Origin of the sequence: Acinetobacter sp. YH01011, assembly GCF_013420785.1 — a bacterium.
Classification (GTDB): Bacteria; Pseudomonadota; Gammaproteobacteria; order Pseudomonadales; family Moraxellaceae; genus Acinetobacter; species Acinetobacter towneri.
This window is the reverse complement of the sequence record NZ_VOYG01000001.1, coordinates 251,956-267,661: the sequence shown is the minus strand read 5'-3', so window position 1 is coordinate 267,661 and position 15,706 is coordinate 251,956. Positions and strand designations below refer to the sequence as shown.

Below are 15,706 nucleotides of genomic sequence, written 5' to 3'. Positions count from 1 at the left end.
TACATTAGCCAACCATTGAAAGAAACACTTAAAGAGCAAGGCATTGATTTAATTACTTATCCAAGAAAAAATATGAGAGTGACCTTATTGCCATTTTCTGATGAATTTCATCTACGACAACGTAAAAAAATTGAAACATTGATAGGATTATTGAAAGAAAAATATCACTTAGTTACGAGTAAACATCGTTCGATTGCTGGTTTTTTAGCAGGCGTATTTTCTGCACTATGTGCGTATCAACTTTGCCAAAAGAATAAGCCTAAAATTCATGTGATTAAATCTTTGGCTTATCCGTAACTGGGGTTATATTACAATTATTTAATTTTAGTTAACAAGATCAACTTTAGTCCATTGTATTATTTTCTGAACCCATTATTCGCTTAAGATGTAATCTCTTTAAAACAAACAACGGTTAAAAAATAATGTTTAAATTTAAAAATTTGTTAATAACGGTAAGTTTAATCACAACGCTTACAGCATGTACACAAGTGAAAACGCAAGAATATTATGCCGAGAACTTAGATGAGGCTAAAAAAGTTTTGCAGAAGTGCGAAGAAATAGCCAATCAAGGTAAATCACTAGAAGGTAAAAAATTAGAAAACTGCAACAATGCGGGGAATGCTGTGATGCAAGGCATGATGAAAGATCTTACCAAAGGTTTAATGGACGCAATTCGCTAAGTTTTAAGTATTCGTTTCTAATATTAATGTAAAAACTTAGCATAAAAGTCAGAGGCAGATTATTGCCTCTGATTGATTTTATGCTACGAACAACTTAACCCGCAGTTGGATTGGTAAGCTCCGTCATTGGCCAACGTGGTGTAGTCGTAACCGATAAACCATCTTGCTGCCCTGCTTTTAAACGCTGATAGCCCGCAAAAGCAATCATTGCACCATTGTCGGTGCACAATGCAGGTTCTGCATAATAAACCGTTGCACGAATTTTAGCTAAATCTGCTTCTAAACGCTCACGTAAACGCGTATTTGCACTTACTCCACCTGCAATCACTAAGCGTTTTAAACGTGTTTGTTTTAAGGCTTTCACTGATTTTTTGACTAGCGTATCCACCACAGCTTCCTGAAAACTTGCTGCAATATCCGCATCACGGTTTTCATCACCTAGTTTTTTCATTTGCACTGAAACTGCAGTTTTTAAACCACTAAATGAAAACTCCAAACCTTGGTGCAACATTGGCCGTGGAAACTCAAATGCCAATGGATTACCTTGTTCCGCCAGTTTGGCAATATTTGGCCCGCCTGGATACGGCAAGCCCATCATTTTTGCGACTTTGTCAAAGGCTTCGCCCGCAGCATCATCAATCGACTCGCCTAACAGTTCATATTGCCCAATACCATAGGCGGCCATGAGCTGAGTATGACCACCCGAAACCAATAACGCTACAAAAGGAAATTCTGGCGGTGTGGCAGACAACAATGGCGCAAGCATGTGCCCTTCCATGTGATGCACCCCAATTGCAGGTTTATTTAAGGCAAATGCCAAAGTGCGCCCAAATAATGCGCCTGTCATGAGTGCCCCCATCAAGCCAGGTCCACGAGTATAAGCCACTGCATCAATTTCAGATTTTTTGACCTGACTTTGCTCAAGCAATTGATTCATTAATGGAATAAGTTTACGCACATGGTCACGTGAAGCCAGTTCAGGTACCACTCCGCCATATTCAGCATGCAATTTAATTTGGCTGTACAGCACTTGTCCACGTAAACCTAACTCACTGTCATACAGGGCGAGTCCTGTTTCATCACAAGATGTTTCTAAGCCTAAAACGATCATTAAATTGCCTATAACCTGTATCAATTCTATTGCGAAACCTATTATAGACTTGTGATATGAGATGTAAATGAGTAAAATACTGACCTTCACTTGTGATCGTGGGCAATTTCGCCCAGGTCTTATCCATAACTTAATGAGGATTCTTCATGCCACAAGTTAAATTGAAAGAAGGCGAACCAGTAGACGTAGCTATCCGTCGTTTCAAACGTTCTTGCGAAAAAGCAGGTGTTTTAGCTGACGTACGTAAGCGTGAATTCTACGAAAAACCAACTCAAGAACGTAAGCGCAAAAAAGCTGCTGCTGTTAAACGCTACCAAAAGAAATTGGCGCGTGAATCAGTACGTACTACTCGCCTTTACTAATTAATTTGTGATTGCCTGTCTGGATTAAATAATGACGACTTTAAAAAACCAAATCACTGACGTTTTAAAAGCGACTATGCGCGCGAAAGAAATGGATAAGTTAACGGTAATTCGTAGTCTACAGGCGGCAATTAAGCAAATTGAAGTTGATGAGCGCAAAGAGCTTGACGATACTCAGGTTCTTGCGGTCATTGAGAAACAAATTAAACAACGTAAAGAATCGGTTAAAGCCTTTGAAGGCGCTAGCCGAGAAGATTTAGCTAGTAAGGAACAAGCCGAAATTGAGGTTTTATCTCAATTTCTACCAGAAGCTATGACTGAGGAAGAACTTGATTCCATGATTGCGCAAACAATTGAAGCGCAACAAGCTACTAGCATGAAAGATATGGGTAAGGTGATGAACTCTCTGCGTCCGCTCATAGCCGGGCGCGCCGATCCTGCACAAGTATCTGCAAAAATTAAAGCTAAATTAAGCTAAATGACCTAAACCATATTCTTCAAAATATTGATTGAATTTAATTAGTATAGTTATGCTGAAACATTCTGTCTCTCAGGTTCTCTGAGCTGATCTTTAAATTGCATAGTGAATAGCTATATTTTCCCATCAACATTGTTTGATCTTTTTGCTTATCTATCTCTATCATTGGCTGGATAAAGTTTATGTTGAAGGTTGATATGCTTTTGCACTCACCTCCAAAACAGCTCATTTTAAATCACACTTTACCTGATACTTGTTAAGTAATTGCATTTCTTTAGATGAACTCACCTGCTGAATGACGTCCTGTTTATTAATATTTTGATAACGATGGTCTAAATAAGCACGATTTTCATCCGCTGCCTGATATAAACGATCTACATAACGGCTCACAATACCACAAAACTGCTGTTGTTGCTGCGCACTAAAGCCTTGCTGCTGTGGGTTTAGGCCACGTAAAAATTGTCGGGTATCTTGCTTATATTGTGCATTAATTTCTTCAACCGCCATCACATATTGCTCCGCACTCGCAGCATAGACTGTCGGTAATAACATCCCCAAAGTTAGGCATAAATAAATATATTTTTTCATTTTCATTCAACAACAACATCACGCAATTTCGGTTTCATTCTAGCACTGTATGCTCCGTCAAGTACTACTCACACGATGCAATTGTCAGAAAGTTTGGTTTGTATTGTGTGAAAACCTGCTCAGAAGGTTCGGGGATTTGACCCTGCGTCACAGTCCCTAAACGCAAGCGAATAATATCGGGTAAATCGAGTCGATAGGAATAAATTGGACTCCCACATTCCTGACAAAATACTCGCGCCTTATTGGGGCTATGAAAATATTCTTTCAGATATTTTAAGCCGCGTACCACTTCAAATTTTTCACGGGAAACTGGGCTATTCCAACCTAAAATCCCCCCTTGTGCACGACGACAATGCTGGCAAAAGCACAATACTGTTTTTTCAATTTCGGCATGGTAACGATAATACACCGCACCGCATAAACATTGTCCCTCAATCATTTTAAACTCCTTGTATTTATTGTTATTGGTTCAACTTACACCTTTTAAGTTATATTTTTAACTGTCGTTCTCTTTGCATTTCGGTCACGCGGTTTTTTATATTTGCCGACATAGCTTGATTATCTTTAGCTAAGCGTTGTGCATGTAATAACGATTTAATCGCCTCTTCTTCCCAGCCCGACCAATATTGCACCTCTGCGCGATACCGTAGCACATTTACCGTGCGCAGTGGCGATGCCCGATCTACATTTGCTGCTTGCTGCATTAAATTCCATGCCGATAAATCACGTGGATTTTTCTTTAAAAAACCTTGCAGAATCGTTTGCGCCTGTGCTGACTGATTCTGACGAATCAACACTTCAGCCCACTTAAAATTTAGGGCACGATTTTCTGGCATAATGCGCGCAGGTGAACTAATGGTCTTATGCGCTAAATCAATTTTATTTTGCCCTAAATAAATGTCAGTTTGAATAAGTGTCAATAAATTATGTAAACGATTATGACTTTTAGCCTGATCAATACTCTGCTGTGCCAGAACAAAATCGCCCTGTTGACTATAAAAATACGCCAAAGCCAAATTCGCCGCAAAATGGTTACGGGTTGCAAATGCTTTAAGCTGCTGTTCTGTCGCCTGCTGCGAAACCACCAAACTATATAACTTTAAAATCTCAAAGTCTTCATCACGCAGCGAGGTTGGCACTGGTGGCAATTGATTGGCACGTAAACGCGCCTCACTCATCCGCTCTGTGGTTAAGGGATGGGTAAACCAAAAGTCAGGTAAGAAGCTCACTCGACTCGTAGTACGGTGCATCACCTCAAAAAAGTCTGCCATGCTTTGTGGGTTATAGCCTGCGCTATACATATATTGCATGCCAATACGGTCTGCTTCACGTTCCTGATTACGGCTATAAGTCAATTGCTGATCCATTAAAGCGGCTTGAGAACCCATCATCACCGCTGCGCCTGCATCACCATCGGCTTGTGAGGCAACCAATGCCCCAACCACAACCCCAGCGAGTGCCAACAAACCCTGTCCTTTAAATGCCTCTTGAGAGCGACTGTAATGACGTTGCGACACATGCGCAATTTCATGCGCCATCACGCCCGCAACTTCATCCATATTACGGGCAGAATTAATAAGACCTGTGTTTAACGCAAATAAACCACCCGGCACAGCAAAAGCATTAATTTGTGGATCATTGATAATGAGTAGCCCAATGGGTTGCCCCAATTGAGTTTGGCTGAGTAGATGCGAAAACGTATTGATTAATTGATCTTCCAGCCACGGGTTTTGCGTGACAGGCATTTTACGCTGCACTTCCCGATAGACTTTTTCACCAATACTGCGTTCTTTTTGCTGATCAATTAATCCCACACCACTGCCTATTTCAGGCACATTAAATTGTGGTGTGGTGGTTAGATTGGCACTTTGGGTTGTCGCAATACTGGCAAAACTCAAACCGCAGATCAGTAATAGATGTTTCAATGGATGATCTCAAATACATATTTTGCATAATGATTCACTATAACATTGAAAAATGAACGCATTTGCAATGATGTGTTATCAATTTTTACCAAATCATCTTTAACTTTAAGACGTATAACAAGCAGGATTAACAACATATTGCGGGCGACGTCCTTCCAGCGCATCAACTAAATTTTTATAGGCTAAGTTTGCCATTTGTCGACGAGTTGCTGCAGTTGCTGAACCAATGTGCGGCAAAGTCACGACATTATCTAACTCAAATAATGGTGATTCTTGCAGTGGTTCTTTGTCATAGACATCCAAAGCTGCGGCAAAAATTTTGCCTGCTTGTAAGGTCTGAATAAGTGCCTGCTCATCAATGACCGAACCACGCGAAATATTGACCAAAATTGCATGAGACGGCATTAAATCAAGTTCACGCTGACCAATTAAGGCTTTAGAGTCTGCATTTAAATCGACTGCCAGTACCACAAAATCAGACTGTTGCAGCAATTCATCCAGACTTAAATATTCTGCATTAAATGCCTTCGCCACTTCCATTTTTTCACGACGATTGTGGTACACCACCTTCATATTAAAACCATGAAATGCTCGACGTGCGATAGCAGCACCAATATGCCCCAAACCTACAATACCAATGGTTTTACCATAAATATCCCGTCCAAACTGCGCTGCACCTACGGTACGTTTCCACTGCCCTTGTTTGGTCCATCGATCTAAATACGGAACTTGCCGTGCGGCACTCATTAGCAAGGTAAAGGCTAAATCCGCTGTGGTTTCAGTCAAGACATGCGGTGTATGGCAAAGACTAATCTTTTGCTGGGTTAAATAATCTACATCATAGTTGTCATAACCGACACTTACACTCGAAATCACTTTGAGTTTAGTCGCAGTATGTAAGTTACTTTGATTAAGCAAGCGCCCTGCACCAATCATGCCATCGGCATCTTGCACATGCTCAAGCAACTGTTGATTCACGTCACCCAACTTCGGGCTGACCTGCACCACCTGATAATCTTGCTCTAGCTTACTTAAAATTTCTGCATCAATTTGACTAAACACTACCACTTTTTTACGCATGATTATCCCTGTTTCGTGTCTACAATTGCTTGTATATGTAGAGTTTTAAATATCTGAATTGACTTAGGCTTTAGGCTGTAACGATGTGATTTGTATCGCATCCCACAGACTTTTTTTCAACAGCGGTTGATCTAACATCTCTTGCAAGCTGGCTAAATGCAAACATTGTTCAGATTTAAAATGTGGTAATTGACCTAAAATCAGCATGTTTTTATCTGTGCTCAAGACATCAACAAAACCTTGCACATAATTTTCTACCCCGATGCCGTCTTGTAATACTTCTAAAGCAAAAGGCCATTGCAATACGTGATATTCGGCCTGTAGCGCATGTTGAATATTACGCCACAATTGTTGCTGTTCCTGACTCAAGGTAGTGCTTTCTACCAAAATGACACAATGTGGCAACTGCAAAGCTTCAATACTAAATGCTTCAATTTGCAGCATGACACGCGCTTCAGGAACAACTTCTGGCGCGGCCGCTTCAACTGTCGTATGTTGCGGAGATGGTTCTTGCTTAGGCTTTTCGTGAATAATCGGCTGTTGTTGTTTTAATTGTTGAGGTACTGCAGCAGGAACAATAATTTCGCTGTGTATTTCAGGTGCAGCTTGGTCGCGCCAAACCGATGATTGTGGCAAAGTTTGAGACACAGCCATTCTGGAAACCCAAATATCGATTCCCAAACTGGCTAAAATGTCACGCTGATGCCCCATCATGTTTATCATCACCCATCTAATTTTTCGCTGCACGTATTTATCACAGAACAACATGCAAGATAGCACCTATTCTACCTAGAAAGGCTGCACAATGCTGTGCTTTCTTTCACCCAATCTGACCTATTCGTATTTTTTCAAAATCTGCTTTAAACACACCTAGTCAATCAGTGTCACACAATCATCAAACTGTTTTGTTTTTGCATTTGCTCGACAATTTCTTCGGTTTTAAAACCTAAACGCCAATAGAGCAACTCCAAAACATCCAATTCATCTTGGGTGATAATACGGTCATTCCACAAACAAATTTCAGCAATGCCTAACACCATCAGTCGATCACGCAGCAGCAAACCTGCCATATCATTTAAAATTTCTGATAAATCAATCGGTTCATCTGAAATTTCTTCATAATCAATCAATTCATCTGCAGTTAAAACACGTTCTAAAATACGTTCACGTACATCTAACTGATTAACACTATTAATTTGCTGCACATGCAATAAAGCATCGATTAAACGTACAATTTGCGGTTTAACTTCGTGTAACGCTGCAGGTGTATGTAAAGGCAGTAAGTTTAATTCAAACTTGATTCGTTCAAGCAGCAAAGCATCTAACAAACCAATTTCACCATCTTCCTGAATGATTTTTGCCAATTTGGTTAAAAACTGCCGTGCGATACTCAGCGGCATACCACCAATATTTTTACATGCTTCATGGAAAATCGAGATATGTACTCGCCCATCCAAATTTAATAAAGCATCTACAATTGCACGGCTGACTTCTGCTTCAGCAGGAATAAATTCACGATATTGGCGAATCATTAAAATAGCAACAATCACCTCACGCGAACCCGTTGACGTTTGTAAGGCACGCTGAATCAACTCTGGGCGCGGCATGTTATTACGAATTTCAGGCTTGAGGGGCTTAATTGCATCATTAATTGCAAAGCTAATTGGCGATAAGCGCAGCAAAGGCAAAGGTTGTGGTGAACTCCACGGCGCATAATATTCAGCATTCATTTCTTCTAACGAACGAAATAGGCTAAACAAAGGCTGATTGCGTAAACGCTTCAAATTTTCTAGCTGTAAGTCTTGTACCAAGGTTGGATCAAGCTCAAAAATACGGGCTTCAATACTTGGATGAATGTTCATCCAGCTTTGCGGACTGAGCGAGTTAGCAAAGCACATGTGGGAAATAGATTCTGAATATTCACTATGAATTTGCGACCCTGCATGATGCACATAAATTCGCAGCAAAGTTTGAATATTGGCATTATTTTGAATCAAACGTTTGGTTTTTAAATCATTTTTAAAGGTACGTCCGCTTAGACTAATATATTTAATTAAGCGGGTAATCAACACGCCCAAGCTACCAAACAACCAGATACCACCACCTACAGCAACAAAAAAAGTCGCTAACTTATGTGGCGGTGCATCACGATGTTGTCCAAAGCCAAGTTTGGCGATGCTACTGCCCCACTTACTAAACGTGGTTAGGCTACTGTAGAGGATTTTAAGCTTGGTATTATCAATGGTTTCACCACTTAAAATATGGTTAAACTCATGGCTGAGTAGTCCATAAAGCTCTTGCTCATCCAAGTTTTGCAAAGCACCCCAAGTCAAAATAATCACAATATCTTTATGACTAAAGCCTGCAGTGAGGGCATTTACCCCAATTTCATCGGGCAATACATATACAGTAGGCGCTGGGATTTGAAAGGTATCGGCCAATTGTTCGGTCAGTTTAAGTGCGGTACTTTCTTCTGGGGTACTTTCGAACTGGGTTAAACGACGCGCACCCAATTGTTTTGCCAAAGAATGACCACCTGAGCGAAAAACGTAAAATTCCAAAATGACGGATACCGTCATAATCAGCACCAAGACCGTAATCCAGTATGGGCTTAGACTGTGCCAATAGATGGATTGGCTTGAATCGACATAATAGACCAACAGACCCAAAACTGTGTTTAAGATAAACAGGGTCAAAGCGACTGCAACCAAACATAAAATTGCAGACCAAATCATATTTTTGTTTTTAATCAAGTAACTACTCACAGACCTCAATGTAAACATCCTGAATTACATTGTATTTGAGCCACCATCATAAATGAAAAAAGCGGGAATTTCCCGCTTTTCTCACTGAGCTGATCAGAAAAAAAATTAACTCTCTTTTACACCAGTTAAGTCTACTGACGCGGCATCAATATTGACATCAATATAACCATCTTTGCCTTTTTTAGCCAAGTCGTTGCGCTTTTGCTCAAGATCATTCAGATAAGCTTCGTCAATTCCGCCAGCTACATACACGCCATCAAATACTGAACAATCGAATTCAGTTAAATGCGGTACTTTATGGGTACGAACGGCTTGTTTTAAATCTTCTAAATCTTGGAAAATTAAACGGTCTGCACCAATAATTTCACGAATTTCTTCGACATTACGGTTAGACGCGATTAATTCATCTTTGGCTGGCATATCAATACCATACACGTTTGGATATTTCACCATTGGCGCTGCAGAAGCAAAGAATACTTTTTTCGCCCCAGCATCACGTGCCATTTGAATAATTTCGTTACAGGTCGTACCACGGACAATCGAGTCATCCACCAACAGTACATTTTTGCCTTTAAACTCAAGCTCTACAGGGTTCAGTTTTTGGCGCACTGATTTTTTACGCAATTGCTGACCTGGCATAATAAAGGTACGTCCGATATAGCGGTTTTTCATAAAACCTTCACGGAATTTAACCCCTAAAGTATTTGCCAATTCTAAAGCTGATGTACGTGATGTATCTGGAATTGGAATAACGACATCAATATCGTGTTGCTCGCCCCACTCTTGGGTAATTTTATGCGCCAGTTTTTCACCCATTTTCAAACGCGCTTTATACACTGAAATACCATCAATGGTCGCATCTGGACGAGCAAAATATACATACTCAAAAATACATGGGCGATATTCAGGTTTAGCGGCACATTGCTGGGTAAATAATTCACCTGCGTCATTAATAAAGATCGCTTCACCCGGCGCAATATCACGTTCAACTTTAAAGCCAAGTGCAGTAATTGCCACAGATTCTGATGCAATAATATATTCCATGCCCTGTTCAGTTTCACGTGAACCGTAAATCAATGGACGGATACCATTTGGATCACGGAAGCCAACCAATCCTTGACCTGTAATCATAGCAACAACGCCATAAGCACCCTTACAACGCTCATGCACACGGCTGATCACATGAAAAATATCTTCTGAAGTTGGGTTTAATTTGCCACGTTTTTGCAATTCATGTGCAAATACGTTCAATAACACTTCTGAGTCAGAATCGGTGTTCATGTGACGTAAATCTGTTTTAAACAGATCTTCGTGAATTTCTTCGGCATTGGTCAAATTACCATTGTGTGCCAAAGTAATCCCGTACGGCGAGTTCACATAAAATGGCTGCGCTTCGGCACTGCTTGATGAACCTGCAGTTGGATAACGCACGTGCCCAATACCATAATTACCTTGCAACGCACGCATGTGACGTGTATGGAATACATCACGCACCATACCGTTATCTTTACGCAAGAACAAACGCCCATTGTGGCAAGTTACGATCCCAGCTGCATCCTGTCCACGATGTTGTAACATCGTTAATGCATCAAACAACATTTGGTTAACAGGTGATTTACCAGCTATACCAACAACTCCACACATAGCAACCTCGCAGACCAGCTAGGGATTAATAAAAAGGATTATTCGTTGAGCCATCTGCGCCAGAGCGATTTTCTTTTGCGTCAGATGCGATGTCGGAAGATGGCGCGGCATCTTTCGACTTGATGTGCTGTAAAGCCTCATTGGCAGCGTCTTTGGACAGTTCTGTTGCCCACGGTGCATACGGCAATAAAGTTTGTACAAATTTAGACTGTTTCCAATAAGGCGAGCTTTCGACCCAAGGACCAATGCCTTGAATGGTAATAAGGACAATGAGTAAGCCTTTCAAGGTACCAAATGCACCGCCTGCCAAACGATTTAATGGGCCAAGCTTCAAGCTCTTTAAAACACCATTTAGAACAGCGGTTACAATCCAGGTCAGTACCACAATTACCAAGACAATAAATGCAAAGGCTGCAATTTTTTGTACCACAGGATCGCTACTGAGTGCTGTCATCGAAGGTGCTAGGACAACTGCATATTTTGCCGCAACAATTAGGGCAAAAATCCATCCTACCAAGTTCGCAAAGGCTTTAATAAATCCTTGTCGCAAACCGTTCAACCCTCCAATAAGCAAGAGAATCAGAATAACGATATCAATGGTATTCATAAGTTATAAGGCGTTCACACAATCTTGAACCAACTCAGGACCTGCATAGATTAAACCACTATACACCTGAACCAAGCTTGCACCTGCATTTTTTTTGGCAACCGCTTGTTCGCCCGACAAAATGCCACCGACACCAATTAAAGGAATTTCACCTTTCAGTGCTGCTGAAAATGCTGCCAAACATGCAGTACTTTTTTCAAACACAGGCGCGCCCGATAAACCACCAGCTTCATCGCCATGCGGCAAGTTTTCTACGCCTTCACGCGACAAAGTGGTATTGGTCACAATCAGGCCATCAATTTTGAATTGCAATAATTGCTTGGCAATAAACTGAATATCTTCAGGGTCTAAATCTGGAGCAACTTTTAAGACCAACGGCACATAATGTTGATGTTCTTCTGCCAACTCCAACTGACGCTGTTTGAGGGTTTGCAATAATTCAGTCAGCGCATCACCACTTTGCAAACTGCGCAAATTTTTGGTATTGGGTGATGAAATATTTACAGTAATATAAGAGGCATAGTTATAGACTTTTTCTAGACAAATCAGATAATCATCTACCGCATTTTCAACAGGCGTATCGGCATTTTTACCAATATTAATCCCTAAAATACCTTTAAATTTTGCCGCTTTGACGTTTTCAATCAGCTGATCGACCCCATCATTATTAAAACCCATACGGTTAATAATGGCTTTGGCCTGTGGAATACGGAATAAACGTGGATGCGGATTGCCCGCTTGAGGACGTGGCGTAATGGTGCCAATTTCAATAAACCCAAAGCCTAAACCAGCCAAGGCATCAATATATGCACCATTTTTGTCTAGACCTGCTGCCAAACCTACTGGATTAGGGAATTCAATTCCCATACAAGTCACAGGTTTCGCTACAGTCTTTTGACGCATCAAGCCCATTTTATGGCTCGATTTCAATAGTGATAGTGTCAGCTCATGTGCACGCTCTGGTGCTAAAGAAAATAACAACGGGCGGGCTAGAGAATACAACATATCTGCAAAAGTCTACTGCTTTCTAAGTCGCCATATTATAGGCTTAGCCCAGTCAAAACGCTATGCTTGACATGGGTTTATTTTCCGAGTTTCGGACTTTATTTTTAACCTTTACTGGACTGTCGCTGTTAATTTAATCTGCCCTGCTTCAGAAATTAATTCCATTTTTTCGATACTTAAACCCATTTGCGCCAATTGGGTTAAAAAATTTGCCAACACAGCATAATTGGCATGACTCGCCACCAGTAGCATCTTGTCACCACTTTGCTGCGAAGCAACCGATAAACCCTGTTGCTGAGCCACACGCTGAATTTTATCGGCTGCACTGAGTTGTGCATCATTGGCAGGTTTCATGGTGACTGCATGACTTTGCATCACCACCACCAAATCTTTAAGGTCATTTACCCGTTTTTGCTGTTTTTCGGCTGCGGCATGCATATACCACAACGCAGAACCCACAGCAGCAACGATCACAAAGATTGTGGTAAATACCACCAAAACACGTTCACGTGTATTTAAACGATCTAGATAATCTTGTATCAGTTCAATACGTTGATCGAACCAAGTTGACATTTTTTCCATGGCTTTCATTATTGTATTTTCACCAATCCTACTGCACCTGACGCGCTCGGCTGAATATTACCCAGCTCGACCTTAAAACCCTGCTGATTCAATTGCTGAGTGAGCGCTTGTAAGGTCGCTGCCGAGTTGGCATTCAATTCCATGTTCAACATATTGGCATCAAAACTCACACGATTGGCCACAATTTGATTTTGCATCAACACAGGGCCAACACGACTGAGCAATTGCAGCGCTTGAGTATCTGCATTTTTACTCATGCGTACCTGACTTTCAAACTGGCTTTGAATATTTTGTTCGGTAATACGACTATTTGCACCAAACCAATATTGATATTGTTCTATGGCTTGAACCGCTGTTTGATCTGCTACTTTTTTAAGTTTGCTCCAACGCAGTGCATCATAGCTAAACTGTACAATTAAAATCCCAAGAAATACTGCTGCACAGGCTTTCCAATAACCTGAAACACCCGTGTCTTGCTTGGATTTTGGCAGCATATTGAATGGATGCTGTTTGGCTTTCACTAATGCAGGTACTACATAATGAAAGCTTTCTAATTGTTCTTGTGTTGCAAATGCTTCAATACTTTGCATTTGTTCTGCACTAAAGTTGGTGATTTTATAGTTTCGTTCTGCAGTTTGATAATCTAGATAAAGTGCCAGATCATCAACTGAATAACCTAAAAATTCACTTTCACGTACCAACAAGCGTCCGCAAATATTTCCAATCACCGTTTGCCCTGGTTCAGGTTGCGGCAAAATTAAAAAATCAGGTAACAATGCACTGATTTTAACTGGCAACAAACTTAATACATGCAAATAGGTTTCAATACTATGCTTGGCAACTCCCAGCACGGTTATTTGCTCAGGTGGCTGAAAATGATGAACCACCTGCATCGCATCAATTGGCAATACGGTATATTCTTCTAATAAATACTTCACACCATCGGTACCCAATTGTTTATATTGGGCTTTAGGTAAAGTTTGTTGCATAATTTGCACATCACGGCTTGGGAAAAACACCACAGCATCTTTTCCTTGAAAAGATTGCAATGCCTGAATCAAGGCATCAAGATTATCTGCCTGTGTCCAGTGTTCCCCATTTGACCATTGCCAAACCCCATTGGCTTCTGGCATCCATAAATACAGCATTATTATCGTTCTACCGTTGAATTGTATTTAACTTTATACATTTATTTTATGCGTTTGGAATAAAACTTTTGATTTGGGTTGAAAGTCCCGCAGCAATTACTGCCTGCTCATAAATACGTGCTTCTGCCAAATGATAGGGATGGAAAGATTCTGAAGTCAAAATTTCTGCCATGTGTGCCACCACATTCATGTGACACACCACCGCAATTGACTCATACGGCAATTGTGACAACCATTCCACCGCAACTTTTGCATCATCTTCAGGTTTAATGGTATTGCAGACCACCACAGGCACATCTTTAAAATATTGCTGCAAATGTGCCAAGGTTTCTTGTGCACGCAATAAAGGACTAACCACAAACACATCGGGCTGAATGATATTTTTTAAATAGTCTGCCGTTTCTTGTGCTTGTATATGACCACGCTCAGTCAAAGGACGCTGATGATCATTGCCCATAATCGCAGGAGCGGCTTCACCATGACGAACAAGAGTCAGTTGCATAGAATTTCCTTATAGGATGATACACATTAAGTTGTGTCAATTTAACTCAAATTATGCGCTCAGTATAACCTGAGAATATGACAATTCAGTTCACCAAACTGTCATATTCCATGCAAGTTTTTACCTACTGTGGCGCAGTTTTATGGATGTAAAACTAAACTTGATGATGCGGCAAGACAAATTCCACATCACTGCGATGTCCATTTTTCATTAAAGACAGTGCAATATTCATAGGCGGCGCACCTTCAAAAATCACTTCATAAAGCGCACAAGTGATTGGCATATACACATCTAATTCATTCGAGCGCGCCCGCACTTGCACGATGGTATTAATCCCTTCGGCTGTTTGCCCCAATTCTTCTGTGGCTTGTTCCAAAGTTTTGCCTTTGCCCAATGCATAACCCACTTGATAGTTACGACTCAATGGACTGCTACACGTTGCAAATAAGTCACCGACACCAGACAACCCTAAGAAGGTCAATGGATTTGCACCAAGCTTAACCGCAAAACGACTCATTTCTGCCAAAGCGCGGGTTAAAATCATACTCTTAGTATTTTCACCCACGTTATAAGCGGCTGCCATGCCCATCGCCACAGCATAAATATTTTTTAGCGCACCGCCTAATTCCACACCATTCACATCATCGCTGGCAAAAACACGGAATAATGCACTGTGTAAAGCTTGCTGCACTGCATAACGCACCAATTCAGAATGACTGGCAATGACCGTACCTGCAGGCTGCCCCGCCACAATTTCTTTAGCAAGGTTTGGGCCAGACAATACGCCATACGGCACTTCAGGCAATTCTTCGCGGATAATATCGCTCATAAAACTAAAGGTTTTGGCTTCAATACCCTTGGTTAAAGACACCACTGCTTGCGCACTAATAAAAGGTTTAATTTGACGCAACACATCACGGAAAGAATGACTTGGAATAGCCACTAAAATAATGTCACGGTCACGAACTGCAGTTTCCAAATCTGAAACGGCTCTTAAACCCTGCTCCAACTGAAAATCTGGCAAATAACGTCGATTAATATGCGTTTCATTAATTTCTTTGGCAGTTGCTTCATCACGAATCCAAATCATCGTGTCGCAGCCATTACGTACTGCTGTATTGGCCATTGCTGTACCAAAACTGCCACCACCTAGCACTGTAATACGTAACGCAGTTTTTCGATCTATTGCAACAGGTTCAACCAAATCGGCAAAATTTAACTCTGACATT

General features: G+C 41.0%; 18 protein-coding genes. 4 read left to right on the top strand and 14 right to left on the bottom strand.

Annotated features, from left to right (window positions below):
* On the top strand, nt 1-297 hold a 297-nt coding region (locus FTT78_RS01320), incomplete at its 5' end, for a transposase (protein WP_306669874.1).
* Between the two features lie 125 nt (nt 298-422).
* Nucleotides 423-680 (top strand): EexN family lipoprotein, encoded by a 258-nt coding sequence (locus FTT78_RS01315; protein ID WP_131261333.1) that lies wholly within the window; start codon nt 423-425, stop codon nt 678-680.
* 94 nt (nt 681-774) lie between these two features.
* Here FTT78_RS01315 and tsaD read toward each other — a convergent pair whose 3' ends face one another.
* Nucleotides 775-1,791 carry a tRNA (adenosine(37)-N6)-threonylcarbamoyltransferase complex transferase subunit TsaD gene (gene tsaD / locus FTT78_RS01310; protein WP_131261334.1) on the bottom strand — a complete coding sequence of 339 codons (1,017 nt, stop codon included), beginning with the start codon at nt 1,789-1,791 and terminating at the stop codon, nt 775-777.
* A gap of 146 nt (nt 1,792-1,937) precedes the next feature.
* On the opposite strand from tsaD, the gene rpsU reads away from it, so the two are divergent.
* A complete protein-coding gene (rpsU, locus tag FTT78_RS01305) occupies nt 1,938-2,153 on the top strand; it encodes a 30S ribosomal protein S21 (RefSeq protein ID WP_001136722.1) in 216 nt (71 codons plus the stop codon).
* A 31-nt stretch (nt 2,154-2,184) separates the two neighbouring features.
* A complete protein-coding gene (locus FTT78_RS01300) occupies nt 2,185-2,631 on the top strand; it encodes a GatB/YqeY domain-containing protein (RefSeq protein ID WP_131261335.1) in 447 nt (148 codons plus the stop codon).
* Between the two features lie 225 nt (nt 2,632-2,856).
* On the opposite strand, the gene FTT78_RS01295 is transcribed toward FTT78_RS01300, so the two are convergent.
* From FTT78_RS01295 to FTT78_RS01235, 13 genes are all read right to left on the bottom strand, one after another.
* Nucleotides 2,857-3,219: a hypothetical protein gene (locus FTT78_RS01295; RefSeq protein ID WP_131261336.1), complete on the bottom strand. Its 363-nt coding sequence runs from the start codon at nt 3,217-3,219 to the stop codon at nt 2,857-2,859.
* 64 nt (nt 3,220-3,283) lie between these two features.
* Nucleotides 3,284-3,658 carry a GFA family protein gene (locus tag FTT78_RS01290; protein ID WP_131261337.1) on the bottom strand — a complete coding sequence of 125 codons (375 nt, stop codon included), beginning with the start codon at nt 3,656-3,658 and terminating at the stop codon, nt 3,284-3,286.
* Between the two features lie 49 nt (nt 3,659-3,707).
* On the bottom strand, nt 3,708-5,144 hold the full coding sequence (locus FTT78_RS01285; RefSeq protein ID WP_171458219.1) for a M48 family metalloprotease: 1,437 nt from the start codon (nt 5,142-5,144) through the stop codon (nt 3,708-3,710).
* A gap of 105 nt (nt 5,145-5,249) precedes the next feature.
* Entirely contained in the window at nt 5,250-6,224 is a 975-nt protein-coding gene (locus FTT78_RS01280; protein ID WP_131261338.1) for a D-glycerate dehydrogenase, read from the bottom strand.
* A gap of 63 nt (nt 6,225-6,287) precedes the next feature.
* Entirely contained in the window at nt 6,288-6,938 is a 651-nt protein-coding gene (locus FTT78_RS01275; RefSeq protein ID WP_004971470.1) for a hypothetical protein, read from the bottom strand.
* Nucleotides 6,939-7,108: 170 nt separating this feature from the next.
* Nucleotides 7,109-8,998: a M48 family metalloprotease gene (locus tag FTT78_RS01270; RefSeq protein WP_131261361.1), complete on the bottom strand. Its 1,890-nt coding sequence runs from the start codon at nt 8,996-8,998 to the stop codon at nt 7,109-7,111.
* Nucleotides 8,999-9,094: 96 nt separating this feature from the next.
* Nucleotides 9,095-10,633, bottom strand: a complete 1,539-nt coding sequence (gene purF / locus FTT78_RS01265; RefSeq protein WP_096902526.1) for an amidophosphoribosyltransferase — start codon at nt 10,631-10,633, stop codon at nt 9,095-9,097.
* 25 nt (nt 10,634-10,658) lie between these two features.
* Nucleotides 10,659-11,240 carry a CvpA family protein gene (locus FTT78_RS01260; RefSeq protein ID WP_004971476.1) on the bottom strand — a complete coding sequence of 194 codons (582 nt, stop codon included), beginning with the start codon at nt 11,238-11,240 and terminating at the stop codon, nt 10,659-10,661.
* 3 nt (nt 11,241-11,243) lie between these two features.
* Nucleotides 11,244-12,245, bottom strand: coding sequence for a quinone-dependent dihydroorotate dehydrogenase (locus FTT78_RS01255; protein WP_004971477.1), 1,002 nt, complete (start codon nt 12,243-12,245; stop codon nt 11,244-11,246).
* 111 nt (nt 12,246-12,356) lie between these two features.
* Entirely contained in the window at nt 12,357-12,836 is a 480-nt protein-coding gene (gspM, locus tag FTT78_RS01250; protein ID WP_096902527.1) for a type II secretion system protein GspM, read from the bottom strand.
* Nucleotides 12,836-13,975, bottom strand: a complete 1,140-nt coding sequence (gene gspL / locus FTT78_RS01245; protein ID WP_131261339.1) for a type II secretion system protein GspL — start codon at nt 13,973-13,975, stop codon at nt 12,836-12,838. Before gspL ends, gspM begins: the two co-directional genes overlap by 1 nt.
* 46 nt (nt 13,976-14,021) lie before the next feature.
* The gene (locus FTT78_RS01240) at nt 14,022-14,477 is read right to left on the bottom strand and encodes a histidine phosphatase family protein (RefSeq protein WP_004971483.1); all 456 of its coding nucleotides are present in this window, start codon (nt 14,475-14,477) and stop codon (nt 14,022-14,024) included.
* Between the two features lie 154 nt (nt 14,478-14,631).
* Nucleotides 14,632-15,705, bottom strand: coding sequence for an NAD(P)H-dependent glycerol-3-phosphate dehydrogenase (locus FTT78_RS01235; protein WP_004971486.1), 1,074 nt, complete (start codon nt 15,703-15,705; stop codon nt 14,632-14,634).
* Nucleotide 15,706: the final 1 nt, after the last annotated feature.

Bases quoted from the DNA above. Each gene is read 5' to 3' on its own strand.
- FTT78_RS01290 (WP_131261337.1), bottom strand. From the start codon at position 3,658: ATGATTGAGGGACAATGTTTATGCGGTGCGGTGTATTATCGTTACCAT.
- FTT78_RS01315 (WP_131261333.1), top strand. From the start codon at position 423: ATGTTTAAATTTAAAAATTTGTTAATAACGGTAAGTTTAATCACAACG.
- gspM (WP_096902527.1), bottom strand. From the start codon at position 12,836: ATGAAAGCCATGGAAAAAATGTCAACTTGGTTCGATCAACGTATTGAA.
- FTT78_RS01255 (WP_004971477.1), bottom strand. From the start codon at position 12,245: ATGTTGTATTCTCTAGCCCGCCCGTTGTTATTTTCTTTAGCACCAGAG.
- purF (WP_096902526.1), bottom strand. From the start codon at position 10,633: ATGTGTGGAGTTGTTGGTATAGCTGGTAAATCACCTGTTAACCAAATG.
- FTT78_RS01280 (WP_131261338.1), bottom strand. From the start codon at position 6,224: ATGCGTAAAAAAGTGGTAGTGTTTAGTCAAATTGATGCAGAAATTTTA.
- FTT78_RS01295 (WP_131261336.1), bottom strand. From the start codon at position 3,219: ATGAAAAAATATATTTATTTATGCCTAACTTTGGGGATGTTATTACCG.
- FTT78_RS01260 (WP_004971476.1), bottom strand. From the start codon at position 11,240: ATGAATACCATTGATATCGTTATTCTGATTCTCTTGCTTATTGGAGGG.
- FTT78_RS01300 (WP_131261335.1), top strand. From the start codon at position 2,185: ATGACGACTTTAAAAAACCAAATCACTGACGTTTTAAAAGCGACTATG.
- FTT78_RS01240 (WP_004971483.1), bottom strand. From the start codon at position 14,477: ATGCAACTGACTCTTGTTCGTCATGGTGAAGCCGCTCCTGCGATTATG.
- gspL (WP_131261339.1), bottom strand. From the start codon at position 13,975: ATGCTGTATTTATGGATGCCAGAAGCCAATGGGGTTTGGCAATGGTCA.
- FTT78_RS01275 (WP_004971470.1), bottom strand. From the start codon at position 6,938: ATGATGGGGCATCAGCGTGACATTTTAGCCAGTTTGGGAATCGATATT.
- rpsU (WP_001136722.1), top strand. From the start codon at position 1,938: ATGCCACAAGTTAAATTGAAAGAAGGCGAACCAGTAGACGTAGCTATC.
- tsaD (WP_131261334.1), bottom strand. From the start codon at position 1,791: ATGATCGTTTTAGGCTTAGAAACATCTTGTGATGAAACAGGACTCGCC.
- FTT78_RS01235 (WP_004971486.1), bottom strand. From the start codon at position 15,705: ATGTCAGAGTTAAATTTTGCCGATTTGGTTGAACCTGTTGCAATAGAT.